Origin of the sequence: Janibacter hoylei PVAS-1 (assembly GCF_000297495.1) — a bacterium.
Taxonomy (GTDB): domain Bacteria; phylum Actinomycetota; class Actinomycetes; order Actinomycetales; family Dermatophilaceae; genus Janibacter; species Janibacter hoylei.
The window spans coordinates 1-12,071 of sequence record NZ_ALWX01000102.1 but is presented as its reverse complement, the minus strand read 5'-3'; the positions used below and the strand labels follow the sequence as shown (position 1 = coordinate 12,071).

11 protein-coding genes are annotated in these 12,071 nt (G+C 70.8%); 3 read left to right on the top strand and 8 right to left on the bottom strand.

Annotation, left to right across the window (positions count from 1 at the left end):
* Positions 1 to 343: 343 nt before the first annotated feature.
* From B277_RS15370 to B277_RS15360, 3 genes are read right to left on the bottom strand one after another with little or no spacing between them, the layout of a single operon-like run.
* On the bottom strand, positions 344 to 2,350 hold the full coding sequence (locus tag B277_RS15370; protein ID WP_040881827.1) for an ABC transporter ATP-binding protein: 2,007 nt from the start codon (positions 2,348 to 2,350) through the stop codon (positions 344 to 346).
* The gene (locus tag B277_RS15365; RefSeq protein ID WP_040881825.1) at positions 2,347 to 4,080 is read right to left on the bottom strand and encodes an ABC transporter ATP-binding protein; all 1,734 of its coding nucleotides are present in this window, start codon (positions 4,078 to 4,080) and stop codon (positions 2,347 to 2,349) included. Before B277_RS15365 ends, B277_RS15370 begins: the two co-directional genes overlap by 4 nt.
* 52 nt (positions 4,081 to 4,132) lie before the next feature.
* The gene (locus B277_RS15360; protein WP_007929973.1) at positions 4,133 to 4,417 is read right to left on the bottom strand and encodes a hypothetical protein; all 285 of its coding nucleotides are present in this window, start codon (positions 4,415 to 4,417) and stop codon (positions 4,133 to 4,135) included.
* Between the two features lie 75 nt (positions 4,418 to 4,492).
* On the opposite strand from B277_RS15360, the gene B277_RS15355 reads away from it, so the two are divergent.
* Entirely contained in the window at positions 4,493 to 5,047 is a 555-nt protein-coding gene (locus B277_RS15355) for a DUF421 domain-containing protein (RefSeq protein ID WP_007929971.1), read from the top strand.
* Positions 5,048 to 5,108: 61 nt separating this feature from the next.
* On the opposite strand, the gene B277_RS15350 is transcribed toward B277_RS15355, so the two are convergent.
* Entirely contained in the window at positions 5,109 to 6,317 is a 1,209-nt protein-coding gene (locus B277_RS15350) for a 3-hydroxyacyl-CoA dehydrogenase family protein (protein WP_007929969.1), read from the bottom strand.
* Positions 6,318 to 6,410: 93 nt separating this feature from the next.
* Between B277_RS15350 and nucS the strand changes: the two genes are divergently transcribed.
* Positions 6,411 to 7,106 carry an endonuclease NucS gene (gene nucS, locus B277_RS15345; RefSeq protein ID WP_007929967.1) on the top strand — a complete coding sequence of 232 codons (696 nt, stop codon included), beginning with the start codon at positions 6,411 to 6,413 and terminating at the stop codon, positions 7,104 to 7,106.
* Between the two features lie 125 nt (positions 7,107 to 7,231).
* Here the strand turns inward: nucS and B277_RS15340 are convergent, their stop codons facing one another.
* The 4 genes from B277_RS15340 to B277_RS15325 form a co-directional block, all read right to left on the bottom strand.
* A complete protein-coding gene (locus tag B277_RS15340) occupies positions 7,232 to 7,546 on the bottom strand; it encodes a hypothetical protein (RefSeq protein ID WP_128276983.1) in 315 nt (104 codons plus the stop codon).
* Positions 7,455 to 9,656: a methylmalonyl-CoA mutase family protein gene (locus B277_RS15335; RefSeq protein WP_007929965.1), complete on the bottom strand. Its 2,202-nt coding sequence runs from the start codon at positions 9,654 to 9,656 to the stop codon at positions 7,455 to 7,457. Before B277_RS15335 ends, B277_RS15340 begins: the two co-directional genes overlap by 92 nt.
* A gap of 69 nt (positions 9,657 to 9,725) precedes the next feature.
* Positions 9,726 to 10,700, bottom strand: a complete 975-nt coding sequence (locus tag B277_RS15330; protein WP_007929964.1) for a DUF418 domain-containing protein — start codon at positions 10,698 to 10,700, stop codon at positions 9,726 to 9,728.
* A gap of 84 nt (positions 10,701 to 10,784) precedes the next feature.
* The gene (locus tag B277_RS15325; RefSeq protein ID WP_128276980.1) at positions 10,785 to 11,144 is read right to left on the bottom strand and encodes an STAS domain-containing protein; all 360 of its coding nucleotides are present in this window, start codon (positions 11,142 to 11,144) and stop codon (positions 10,785 to 10,787) included.
* A 167-nt stretch (positions 11,145 to 11,311) separates the two neighbouring features.
* On the opposite strand from B277_RS15325, the gene B277_RS15320 reads away from it, so the two are divergent.
* The gene (locus B277_RS15320; protein ID WP_007929958.1) at positions 11,312 to 11,941 is read left to right on the top strand and encodes a cob(I)yrinic acid a,c-diamide adenosyltransferase; all 630 of its coding nucleotides are present in this window, start codon (positions 11,312 to 11,314) and stop codon (positions 11,939 to 11,941) included.
* Positions 11,942 to 12,071 lie beyond the last annotated feature (130 nt).

Genomic DNA, 12,071 nt, shown 5'->3' with positions numbered 1-12,071 from the left:
GTACGTCGCCCAAGAGCTMCAACGCCAGACCACGAAACGACGCTCGACTGGGCAACCCCAGCCGAGCGTCTTCGTGATCTACTCCAGGAGGCCTAACCACCAGGGCCAAATCCACACGGTGTTGCGAGCACCCCATGAATCCGCCATCACCGGTGCGGCCCCCTTCGTCATGCCGTGGGGCGCTCCTGTGGTCGAGCGAAGGGAGCGGACGGCGAGGAGGGTCGGCGCAGCGTCAAGCCGACGTCGAGAAGGACAACGGGACGACCCGACGACGAAGGACGTCGGCAGCGCGCCGACCCTCCTCGCCGGGAGCGGCCCCCTGCCTCGGGCTGCGCGGCGCTCCTCAGGCGAGGCTGACCGAGATGTCCAGCTCCGTGACGGCTGCGGCGAACTGGCTGCGGTAGAGCCGCGCGTAGGCGCCCTCGGCCGCCAGGAGCGTCTCGTGCGTGCCCTGCTCGACGATGCGGCCCTGCTCCATGACGACGATGAGATCCGCGTCGCGGATCGTCGAGAGCCGGTGGGCGATGACGAAGCTCGTCCGGTCCCCGCGCAGGGCGGCCATGGCCTGTTGCACGAGCCGCTCGGTGCGGGTGTCGACCGAGCTCGTCGCCTCGTCGAGGATGAGCAGGCTCGGGTCGGCGAGGAAGGCCCGGGCGATGGTCACCAGCTGCTTCTCGCCGGCGGAGATGTTGCCCCCTTCGTCGTCGAGGTGGGTGTCGTACCCGTCGGGCAGCGAGTGGACGAAGCGGTCGACGTAGGTCGCCTCCGCAGCGGCCCGCACCTGCTCGCGCGTCGCCCCCGGCCGCCCGTAGGCGATGTTGTCGCCGATGGTGCCGCTGAAGAGCCACGTGTCCTGCAGGACCATGCCGGTGCGCGAGCGCAGCTCGGCGCGGGACATGGCCGTGATGTCGACACCGTCGATGGTGATCCGCCCGGAGTCGAGCTCGTAGAAGCGCATGATGAGGTTGACGAGCGTCGTCTTCCCGGCGCCGGTCGGCCCGACGATCGCGACCGTCTGTCCCGGCTCGACGACGAGGTTGAGCCCCTCGATGAGCGGCTTCGCGGAGTCGTAGCGGAAGGACACGTCCTCGAACTCGACCCGCCCGTGCCCGTCGCCGCGCGCTGCGGGCACCGCGGGGTCCTCGCTCTGCTCCGGCGCGTCGAGCACCTCGAAGACCCGCTCGGCAGAGGCGACGCCGGACTGCATGAGGTTGGCCATCGACGCGACCTGGGTCAGGGGCTGGGTGAACTGCCGCGAGTACTGGATGAAGGCGGTGACGTCGCCGAGCGTCATCGTCCCGGAGGCGACCCGCAGGCCACCGACGACGGCGATGACGACGTAGTTGAGGTTCCCGACGAACATCATCGCGGGCATGATGATGCCGCTGACGAACTGCGCGTCGAAGCCCGCGGCCCGCAGCTCCTCGTTGCGCTCGGCGAAGGCCGCGTCGACCTCCGCCTGCCGCCCGAAGACCTTGACGAGCGCGTGGCCCGTGTAGGTCTCCTCGATGACGGCGCTGACCTCACCGGTGGACGTCCACTGCTGGATGAAGTGGCGCTGGCTGCGCTTGCCGATCGCCCCGGTGAGGACGATGGAGATCGGGATCGTCACCAGCGCGATGAGGCTGAGCAGCGGCGAGATCCACACCATCATCGAGACCATCGCGACGACGGTGATCAGGCTCGTCAGCAGCTGGCTGAGCGTCTGCTGCAGCGACTGCGCGACGTTGTCGATGTCGTTGGTGACCCGGCTGAGCAGCTCTCCTCGCGGCTGCCGGTCGAAGTAGGGCAGCGGCAGCCGGTGGAGCTTCGCCTCGACCTCGGCACGCAGGTCGAAGACGACCCGGTTGACCGCGTGCACGATGACCCGCCCCTGCAGCCACGACAGCACGGCGGCGACGGCGTAGAGGCCGACCGCGAGCAGCAGCACCCGGCCGATGGCGGCGAAGTCCATGCCCTGCCCGGGGACGAGGTGCGGCATCGCGGCGAGCATGTCGGCGCGGTCGCTGTCCCCACCCGCACGCACCTGCTCGACGATCGTCTCGAGGGGCACGCCGGCGGGTAGCTCGGAGCCGACCCACCCGGCGAAGATCAGGTCGGTGGCTCGGGCCACGATGAGCGGCCCGACGGCGCTCAGCCCGACGGAGACCACCGCGAGCGCGATGGCGGTGAGCACGCGGCCGCGCTCCGGTCGCAGTCGCCCGAGCAGGCGCCCCGCCGAAGGGAGGAAGTCCTGCGACTTCTCCCCCGGAGTGCCCATCTGCATGGGTCCGCGACGGGCGGCGGCGCCCGGCCCCCTTCGTGCCTGCGCGGCCTTTTCCTCCGCGGTGGGAACTTCGCTCGCGCTCATGCGGCCTCCTCCCGCGACGCCTGGGACTCGACGATCTCGACGTAGGTCGGGCAGGTTTCGAGCAGCTGGTCGTGGGTGCCGTCGCCGACGACCCTCCCGTCGTCGAGGACGACGATGTGGTCGGCGTCGATGATCGACGAGACTCGCTGCGCGACGACGAGGACGACGCTGTCGGCGACGACCGGACGAAGGGCGGCGCGCAGCCTCGCATCGGTCGTCAGGTCGAGCGCGGAGAAGGAGTCGTCGAGCAGGTAGATCGCCGGCCGGCGCACGATCGCGCGGGCGATGGACAGCCGTTGGCGCTGCCCGCCCGAGAGGTTGCTCCCGCCTTGGGCGACCGGGGCGTCGAGCCCGAGGTCGAGGGCCCGGACGAAGTCCTCGGCCTGGGCCACGCGCAGTGCCTCCCACAGCTCGTCATCGGTCGCTTCGGGCTTGGCCTGGCGGAGGTTGGAGGCGATGGTCCCGCTGAAGAGGAAGGCCTTCTGCGGCACGAGCGCCATGCTCGCCCACAGCTGCTCGGGGTCGAGCTCGCGGACGTCGACGCCCCCGACGAGCACCCTGCCGCCGGTCACGTCGTGCAGCCGCGCCACGAGGTCGAGCAGGGTCGTCTTGCCCGCGCCCGTCGAGCCGATGATCGCGGTGGTGCGGCCCGGCTCGGCCCGCAGGTCGACGTCGCACAGCACGGGCGAGTCGGCTCCGGGGTAGCTGAACTCGACGGCTTCGAGGACGACCGTGGGGCGGTCCTCGACCATCGGCTGCGGGTCGCGTGCGTGGACGACGCTCGACTCGGTCGTCAGCACCTCGTCGATGCGCCCGGCTGAGACCGCGGCGCGCGGCAGCATCATCGACATGAAGGTCGCCATCATCACCGACATGAGGATCTGCATGAGATAGGTCATGAAGGCCGTGAGCGCCCCGATCTGCATCTGCCCGTCCTCGATCCGGTGCGCACCGACCCACAGGACCGCCACGGTCGAGAGGTTGAGGATGACCATGACGATCGGGAAGGCGAGCGACATCAGCCGGCCCACGGCCACCGCCGACGCGGTGTAGTCGGTGTTGGCCACCTCGAAACGCTCGCGCTCGCTCCCTTCGCGCACGAAGGCACGCACCACGCGCACGCCGGTGATCTGCTCGCGCAGGATCCGGTTGACCGTGTCGACGCTGGTCTGCATGCGCCGGAAGTTGGGGATCATCGCGTGGATGACCAGGCCGACCGACACGGCGAGCAGGGGCACGGCCACGGCGACGAGCCAGCTGAGGCCGACGTCCTCGCGCAGCGCCATGATGAGGCCGCCGACCATCATCATCGGGGCGGTCACCATCATCGTCAGCGCCATGTTGGTGACGGTCTGCACCTGGGTGACATCATTGGTCGTGCGCGAGATGAGCGTCGGGGCGCCGAACCGGGCGACCTCCTGCGCGCTGAAGCTCCCGACCTTGGCGAAGACCGCGGCCCGCAACCGGGCGGCCATCGACGCGGACAGGCCGGCGCCCACCCAGGTCGCCGCGATCGTCGTGACGATCTGCAGGACCGAGACGCCGAGCATCAGCCCGCCGTGGCGGAGGATGTAGTCGGTGTCGCCCGTCGAGACGCCGTTGTCGATGATCTCGCCGTTGAGGCTGGGCAGGTAGAGGGAGGCGAGGGTCGCAGCCAGCTGCAGGACGAGGAGCAGGAGGACCCGGCCGCCGGTGCCGCCCATGTGGCGGCGCACGAGGCGTAGGAGCACCCGCTGATTGTTGCACCGTGCAGGTAGTGCACCAGCACCTACGGGGCCAGGGTCAGCGCCCGTAGCGCCCCTGGTCGCGCGACTGCCAGCAGCGAGAGTGCCAGTGCCGTCGGTCGTCCACTCCCCCGAGCCCGTCGTCGGGCCAGACGACGACGTGCGGCGTGCCCGGTCGGATCTCGTGCGTGCACCCGGGGCAGGAGTACGTGCGCTCGGAGGTCTGCCCGCTCAGCCGCCGCACGATCCACGTGCGCCCCATCCACGTCTCCCGCGTCTGCGGCGCGCGCCCGAGCGCGAGCGGGCGGTGCTCGTCACGGCGACGACGGTTGCTGCGGGGCATGGGACCATGCTGTCCCACGCCCCGCCCGCCGGGCCAGTCGGTCCGGCTCGACGCCGACCGACGAATCGAGGACCTGTGCGCGACCTGCTCTGGATCACCCCGACGGAGGCGGTCTCCGTGGCCGTGGGCACGGCCGGCATGTACCTCGCGATGCTCCTGCTCGTGCGAGTTCTGGGTCAGCGGGTCCTCTCGGGCATGTCGAGCTTCGACCTCGTCGCGGTCATCGCCTTCGGCTCGATCATCGGGCGGGCCTCCCTCGGCGACTTCCCGGTGCTCGGCAGCGGGCTCGTCGCCCTGACGACGCTCGTGTCGATGCAGGGACTCCTCGGGGTGCTACGGCATCGCGGGTGGATCCAGCGCACGATCGTCAACCCTCCGGTCCTGCTCATGGCCGGCCCGCACGTCATCGAGGCGCACATGCGCCGCTGCCACGTCCTCCCGGGCGAGCTCCAGTCGCGGCTGCGGCTCGCCGGGGTGCGCCATCACGAGGAGGTCGTCGCGGTGACCTTCGAGCCGTCGGGGGCGATCAGCGTGCTGCGGCGCGGTGAGCCCGTCGACCCGCTGCTCCTCAGCGGGGTCGTGGGTGCCTCGCTGGTCCCTCCGGAGCTGCTGGCCCCCTCGTCACCGTGACCTCGACGTGCCACGGCCCCGGACCGAAGGGAGGGTCCGGGGCCGTGGCAGGTGGGCGGGATCAGTAGGTGCGGAAGCCCTCGCCCGTCTTGCGGCCGAGCTTGCCCGCGGCGACGACCTCACGCAGGAGCGGGGCCGGCGTGAGGGACTCGTGCTGGAACTCCGCGAGCAACTCCTCCTCGATCGCGAGCGCGACGTCGTTGCCGACGACGTCGAGCAGCGCGAAGGGGCCCATCGGGTAGCCGTAGTGCTCGGTGATGGCGCCGTCGATGACGTCGAGCTCGGCACCCTCCTCGTGCGCCTTGATGGCGTCGTTGAGGTAGGGGAAGAGCAGCGCGTTGACGATGAAGCCGGAGCGGTCGGCGCAGCTGACGGCGACCTTGCGGGTGCTGCGGCACAGGTCCTGGACGGTGTCGAGCACGTCCTGGCCGGTCGTCGGGTGGTTGATGACCTCGACCAGCTTCATGATCGGGGCCGGGTTGAAGAAGTGCATCCCGACGACGTCCTGCGGGCGCTTGGTCTGCGCGGCGAGGTCGGCGATGGACAGCGAGGAGGTCGTCGTGGCGAGGATCGCACCGGGCTTGCAGATGCGGTCGAGGTCGGCGAAGAGCTGGTTCTTGATGCCGATCTCCTCGGCGATGGCCTCGACGACGATGTCGACGTCGCCGAGCGCCTCGCGCTCGGTGGCGCCGGTGAGGCGGCCGAGGATCGCGTCGGCGTCGCCCTGCTCGAGGCGGCCCTTGTCGACCTGGCGGGAGAGGTTCTTGGCGATCTTGGCCTGCACGGCGTCGACCTTGTCCTGCGTGCGGGCGACGTAGGTGACGGGGAAGCCGTTGGCCGCGAAGACCTCGACGATGCCGCTGGCCATCGTGCCGGAGCCGACGACGCCCACGGTCTTGATCGGGCGGGCGGCACCCTGGCCGTTCGCGGCGGGGGTCAGCTCGTCGGCGACGACCTCGTCCCCGGCGTAGCTGTAGAAGCCCTGGCCCGCGGCCTTGCCGGTGCGGCCCTCGGAGATGAGGCGCTCGATGGCCGGGTTGGGCTGGTGGCGGGGGTCGTTGGTCTCGGCGAAGCGCGCGGCGAGCGCGTCGCGGACGGTCTCGAGGCCGAGCTCGTCGATGACCGTGAGCGGTCCCTTGGGCAGGCCGCATCCGAAGCGCATGCCGTTGTCGATGTCCTCGCGGGAGGCGTACTGCTCGTCGAACATCGAGGCGGCGTGGTTCAGGTACGGGAAGACCAGGGCGTCAGCAAGGGCGCGGGAGTCAGACATGTCGGCACTATCGCAGTCCGTCTGACCGGTCGGTAGGGGGCGGCGGCGTGATGGTCCGCACAGGCATGTCGTCGGACGCGTAGGGTCTGCGGGGTGCGAGTGGTGATTGCGACCTGCAGTGTCGACTACGAGGGGCGACTCAATGCCCACCTGCCCCTGGCGACCCGTCTGCTCATGGTCAAGGCCGATGGTTCGGTCCTCGTCCACAGCGACGGCGGCTCCTACAAGCCCTTGAACTGGATGGCTCCCCCGTGCTCCATGGCCGAGGTCGAGCCGGACGAGACGGAGGCCACGGAGGGAGTCGAGGCGGTCTGGGTGGTGCAGCACGCCAAGACGGAGGACCGCTTGCGGGTCAAGCTGCACGAGGTGCACCACGACTCGGCCCACGACCTCGGTGTCGACCCCGGTCTGGTCAAGGACGGTGTCGAGGCTCACCTGCAAAAGCTGCTGGCGGAGCACATCGAGACCCTCGGTGAGGGCTACGCCCTCGTGCGCCGCGAGTACATGACCGCCATCGGTCCGGTGGACATCCTCGCCAAGGACGCGAAGGGGGTCTCCGTCGCCGTCGAGATCAAGCGCCGCGGCGAGATCGACGGCGTCGAGCAGCTGACCCGCTACCTCGAGCTGATGAACCGCGACCCCGCCCTGCGCCCGGTCACCGGGGTCTTCGCGGCGCAGGTCATCAAGCCCCAGGCCCGCACCCTCGCCGAGGACCGCGGCATCCGCTGCGTGACGCTCGACTACGACGAGCTCAAGGGCATCGACAACAGCGCCCACCGCCTCTTCTGACGCCCACCGCCCCCGCCCGCATTTCCCTAGGGAAATGCGCACTCCTACCCGCATTTCCCTAGGGAAATGACCACTCCCTTGCGCATTTCCCTAGGGAAATGCGCAGGTGGGGTGGGCAGGTCGGGTCAGCTCACCTCGAGGCGGGCGAAGGGGGTCTCCCCCGCCGCGGTGCCCGGCGCGAGGACGAGCACGGTCTCGCCCCGGTGCAGGTCGGCGATCTCGCCGAGCACCGGCGAGGTCGGCGGCCCCTCGAGCAGCCCCGGCTCGGTCTCGAGCGGCACGTCGAGCAGCTGCGCGAGCTGCTCCCCCGCCACATCACCCGGGGCGCAGGCGACGGCCAGCACCCGGTCACCCGCGAGCGCGTCGATGAGCGCCGTCGCCGCCCCCACATCGCGCGGTGGGGCGGCGACGAGCAACGTCGCCGGGCAGTGCAGGGCCATACCCGCAGGCTAGCCCTGACGGATCAGGCCTCGGCCGTCTCGAGCGCCGGCAGGCCGCGGTTGTCGCGGATGATGTCGAGGAAGCGGCCCATGATCTCGTTGAGCCCGAAGTCCTTGGGCGTGAAGACGGCCGCGACACCGAGCTCGCGCAGCTTCGCCGCGTCCGACTCCGGGATGATGCCGCCGACGATGACGGGGATGTCACCGGCGCCTGGGCCTTGAGGCCGTCGAGCACGTCCGGGACGAGCTCCATGTGCGACCCGGAGAGGATCGAGACGCCGACGAGGTCGACGTCCTCCGCGACGGCCGCGGAGACGATCTGCTCCGGCGTGAGTCGGATGCCCTGGTAGATGACCTCGAAGCCCGCATCACGGGCGCGCACCGCGATCTGCTCGGCGCCGTTGGAGTGCCCGTCGAGGCCGGGCTTGCCGACGAGGACGCGCAGCTTTTCGCCGAGCTCCTCCCCCGTGGCCCGCACGCGGTCGCGGACGGCGACGAGGTCGGCCGAGCCGCCGTCGGCGACGCCGACCGAGCCGGAGACGCCGGTGGGGGCGCGGAACTCGCCGAAGACCTCGCGCAGGGCCTGCGCCCACTCCCCGACGGTGACACCCGCCCGGGCGCACGCGAGCGAGGCCTCGAAGAGGTTGTCGCTCGTCGCGGCGACCTCCTGGAGTCGGGCGACGGCCTCCTGGGCGGCCTGCGCCCCGGCCGGGTCGGCGTCGCGCTCGGCGCGCCACGCGCGGACCGCCTCGATCGCCTTGGCCTCGACGTCGGCGTCGACGGTCTGGATCGCGGTGTCGAGGTCGGCCGTCAGCGGGTTTGGCTCGGTGGTCTCGAACTTGTTGACACCCACGACGATGTCCTCGCCGGCCTCGATGCGCTGGCGGCGCAGGGCGTGGCTCGCGACGAGGGCGTTCTTCATGTACCCGGACTCGACGGCCGGCACGGCACCGCCCATGTCCTGGATGCGCTGGATCTCGGCCTTGGCCCCCTCGACGAGCTCGGCGACCTTCTTCTCCACGACCGTCGAGCCGGCGAAGAGGTCGTCGTACTCGAGCAGGTCGGACTCGAAGGCGAGGACCTGCTGCAGGCGCAGCGACCACTGCTGGTCCCACGGGCGGGGCAGGCCGAGCGCCTCGTTCCACGCGGGCAGCTGGACGGCGCGGGCGCGCGCGTCCTTGCTCAGCGTGACCGCGAGCATCTCGAGGACGATCCGCTGGACGTTGTTTTCCGGCTGGGCCTCGGTCAGTCCGAGGCTGTTGACCTGGACGCCGTAGCGGAAGCGGCGCTGCTTGGGGTCGGTGACGCCGTAGCGCTCCCGGCAGATCTCGTCCCACAGCTCGACGAAGGCGCGCATCTTGCACATCTCCTCGACGAAGCGCACGCCAGCGTTGACGAAGAAGGAGATGCGCGCGACGACCTTGCCGAAGTCCTCCTCGGGCACCCGGCCGGACTCCTTGACGGCGTCGAGCACGGCGAGCGCGGTGGACATCGAGTAGGCGATCTCCTGGACGGGAGTCGCCCCGGCCTCCTGCAGGTGGTAGCTGCAGATGTTGATCGGGTTCCACTTGGGGATCTCGCCGACGGTGTACGTCACCATGTCGGTGATGAGGCGCATCGAGGGCCCGGGCGGGAAGACGTAGGTCCCGCGGCTCAGGTACTCCTTGATGATGTCGTTCTGCGTCGTGCCGGCCAGGCGGGCGCGCACCTCGGCGCGGTCCTGCCCGGCAGCCTCGGCCTGCTCCTCGGCGGCGACCTGGTAGAGCGCGAGCATGTACATCGCGACGGCGTTGATCGTCATCGACGTGTTCATCTCGCCGAGGGGGATCTGGTCGAAGAGGCGCCGCATGTCACCGATGTGGCTGATCGGCACGCCGACCTTGCCGACCTCGCCACGGCTGAGCACGTGGTCGGGGTCGTAGCCCGTCTGCGTCGGCAGGTCGAAGGCGACGGACAGACCGGTCTGCCCCTTGGCGAGGTTGCGCCGGTAGAGCTCGTTGGACGCTGCGGCGCTGGAGTGCCCGGCGTAGGTGCGCATCACCCACGGGCGGTCACGCTCGGGGCGGGCGGCCTCGGCGGCAGGAGTGGGGGCATCGGTGCTGTCGGCCATGAGGGCAAGGTACCCGTGCGCGGCGACCGGGCGTACCCCCTTCCGCGGTGAAGGACGCCACACCCCTGCTCAGGGGACCCGTTGGGTCAGCAGACGCAGCCCTCGCTCGAGCGGGCCCCGCCCCCACTGGGTCTGCCACGCCCAGGCGGCTGCCATGACGCACAGCGGCACCCCGACGAAGGTCACCCACCAGTGCGTGACGAGCCACAGCGAGTCGGCCACACGCAGGAGCGCAACGAAGAGGAGGACCTGGAGGACGTAGGCGGACAGCGACATCGCGCCCATCGCCGTCAGCGGTCGCACGAGCCGACGCGCGGTCCCGTGCAGTCGGTCCCCGACGATGACCACGACGGCGGTCCCGATGAAGGAGCGGCCGATGTTGCCGAGGAAGTCGTAGTACGTCCCGGGGTGCTGCTGCCCCATACCCGTGACATGCAGCAGGAGGAAGCCCGCGTAGGCAACGGCGCCGACTCCCGCCAGGACGAGGAGGGAGCGTGCCGACAAGCGCCACCGGGAGACCAGCACCCCGGCGCAGAAGATCGGCAGGATGGTTGTCACCTGGTAGCTCGGAGACAGGGTCAGCCAGGTCAGCGGGTAGTCGTGGAGCCAGCCGAGGTCGGACGAGAGGGCCGCCCGGGCACGGGCATTGACCCACGGACCCACCGCGGCGAGCACGACGGTGAGCGGGAGGAGCCATCGCGTGGACAGTCGGGCGAGGACGGTGCCGAAGACCAGCGTGGCGCCGAGGAAGTGCAGGACGATCGCGATCGGGGTGTGCAGCCTGGCGAGCAGCAGACCAAGCACGATGTAGATCACACCGCGCACCCAGTCGCGCCGCACCAGCTGGCCGCTGACCGCTCCCGGACGCTGGGAGACGAGCCCGACCGACACTCCCATGAGCAGGGCGAAGGTGGGAGCCGCCATGTTGGTGAACTGCCCCAGCAGGACTCCGACGGCACCGGAGTGGACGGGGGCATCACGGGCCCAGATGCTCACGTGGGAGAGGATCATCCCCACCCCGGCGAGCCCCCGAGCCAGGTCCACCCCGACGTCCCGACCGCTTCGGGCAGCAGCGGGTGCAGATCGAGTCACAGGGTGGACCCTATCCGGCGTGGTCGGAGGAGCGCGTCAGACGGCGAAGGGGGTCCGCCGACCCCGCAACGCCACCGCCGGAGCGGGCGTCTCGGCGAGCAGCCGAGCCAGCCCGGCGCGGCGCAGGAGCCGGGTCGTGCGCTCGTCCGCGCCGGTGAAGCGCAGGCGACGTCCGGCGCGGGCGGCCCGGGCGTGGGCACCGACAAGCGTCGCGAAGCCGACCTGGTCGACGACGGTGGACTCGGAGATGTCGACGAGCAGGTCGTTGCCCTCGCGGATGGCCCGGATGAACTCCTGCCGCAGGTCGGCGCTGTGCCGCAGGTCGAAGGGGGCGTGCACCCGGACCCGGGTGGCTCCCACGCCACCCACGGGCGCCAGCGCGGTCATCGCGCTCATGACGCTCACCTGCCTTCCCCTGATGCGTCGTCCTGACTCGTCCAGTGTGGCGTGCGTCGCGTGCCGGGCGCAGCAGGTGGCAATCACGATGTGATCACGCCATGACCAGTACTCGGTCAGGACCACGTCACCGGGGTCCCCCCTTCGGCCTCTGCCACGATGGCCCCATGGTCAACCTCACGAGGATCTACACCCGCACCGGCGACGAGGGCACGACGGCGCTCGGCGACTTCAGCCGGACCGCCAAGACGGACGTGCGGCTGCAGGCCTACGCCGACGCCAACGAGGCCAATGCGGTCATCGGGGTGGCCATCGCGACGGGCGGCCTCACGGATGAGATCGTCGCGACCCTCACCCGGGTGCAGAACGACCTCTTCGACCTCGGCGCCGACCTGTCGACGCCGCTGCAGGCCGACCCCGAGTACCCGCCGCTGCGCGTCAAGCAGGCCTGGGTCGACGAGCTCGAGGCCGACTGCGACCACTACCTGACGCAGGTGGACAAGCTGCGCTCCTTCATCCTGCCGGGGGGCACGGCCGGCTCGGCCCACCTGCACCACGCAACGACCGTCGTGCGGCGTGCGGAGCGCTCCGCGTGGGCAGCGCGTGAGGTCTACGGCACCGAGGTCGCCGACGAGCGCGGCACCGGCGGAGTCAACCCGCTGACGACGACCTATCTCAACCGGCTGTCGGACCTGCTCTTCATCCTCGCGCGCGTGGCCAACCTCGAGATCGGCGGGGACGTGCTGTGGCAGCCGGGCGGTGGTCGTGAGGAGCGCCCCGACCGCTCCGCTAGGTGACGTTGACGCCGCGGCCCGGGGGCGCCGACTCCAGCCACGAGCGGACGGCGGGGTAGATCTTCGGCTCGACCGCGAGGTCGGCGAGGTGCCCCTCCTCCCCGCAGCGCAGCGAGACAGCGGCCGCGAGCCC